Annotated in this window: 2 protein-coding genes; both read left to right on the top strand. The window is 60.0% G+C overall.

The annotated features are described in order from the left end of the window. Positions 1-111 precede the first annotated feature (111 nt). Positions 112-825, top strand: a complete 714-nt coding sequence (locus ABIE57_RS20505) for a DUF2092 domain-containing protein (protein ID WP_354540889.1) — start codon at positions 112-114, stop codon at positions 823-825. Positions 826-830: 5 nt separating this feature from the next. Next, complete coding sequence (locus tag ABIE57_RS20500; RefSeq protein WP_354540888.1) at positions 831-1,160, top strand: hypothetical protein; 330 nt, start codon at positions 831-833, stop codon at positions 1,158-1,160. Positions 1,161-1,284 lie beyond the last annotated feature (124 nt).

Here is a 1,284-nt window from a genome sequence, read left to right as displayed (position 1 = left end):
ATGATTTCTATCTCAGACATAAGCACGTGCTCAGGCATATACCTAAGCCTCCATGGTTATGCCCAAGTGTCCGGTCGAAAAAGGGGCCAGTTCACACTGCCGCTATGCGCCTTGGTCACGGGTGCCACGGCTCAAGAGATCGACGCCAAGGCCGACGAAGTTCTGCGCGCCATGTCGGACTATCTCGCGGGGTTGAGCACGTTCAGCGTGACCGCCGATGCCTCGACCGATATCCTGCTGCGCAATGGCGCAAAGATACAGGTTACAGCGACTGGCGATCTCGTGCTTGATCGGGAAAGAGGCTTCCGGGTTGTCCGCACCGGACCTGCCGGAGAGAACACGATTGTCTTTGACGGATCGGCTGTGTCAATCGCAAGCGAGGCCCTGGGCGTGCATTTCTCGCTTCCCGCCGAAGGCTCGATCGACACCGCGATCGACGAGGTCCGCTCGGTGCTGGGGACCGAGGTGACGGGCGGGGCAGACCTGCTCTACGCGAATCCGTATGAGGGCCTGATGTTCGATGTCGAAAGTGGCCAATATATCGGTGAGGTCACTTTGGGCGGGGTCAGCGCGCATCACCTGTTCTACCGTGCCAAGGATATCGACTGGCAACTCTGGGTCAGGTCAGACGGCGATCCGATCCCGGTGAAATATGTCATCACCAGCAAATGGATGACAGCTGCCCCCGCGTTCTCGGTGCAGCTCTGGAATTTCGAGCCGGGCGTGGCAACGGACGACAGCTCGTTCAGTTTTACGCCGCCCGAGGGATCCAAGGAAATTGATCCCACAACGACGGACGGTCAAGCAATTCTCGGAGAGGGGTGAGGACCATGACAAAGATGGCTTTCAAACGCCGGATGGTCGGCTTGGCCGTATTGGCCTTTGCGGTTGCGGCGGAACCGGACCCTGCACTCTGGCTGGCGGGGAACGGCTTTGGCAAGCCCGTCGAGGCGCGCGTCGGGCGACCGGCAACGCCCGTCAGTGCGGCAGGCGTGGCGCGTCGGACGACCCGGCGGGTCGTGCGCCGCACGACGGTTTACATATCGACCCTGCCTGCGGGCTGCGCATCCGTGTCCATCAACGGGGCGGGCTACTATCAGTGCGGGTCGACCTATTACCAGTACACTGGCACGCAATATGTGGTCGTCATCATTGAGTGATATGACAGGACGCTCAGACAGCCGTTCAAGGGGTCTGGTGCCGGAGAGTGCAAAATAGTACGCTAAGCCGACAGAACACGCTTTCCGTGATCGCGAAGGTTTCCGTTGGCATCGACGTAGCGAT

Source organism: Roseovarius sp. MBR-6 (assembly GCF_040547525.1).
Taxonomy (GTDB): Bacteria; Pseudomonadota; Alphaproteobacteria; order Rhodobacterales; family Rhodobacteraceae; genus Roseovarius.
Note: the sequence above shows the minus strand (reverse complement) of the source record. Positions and strands in the feature narration are given on the sequence as shown.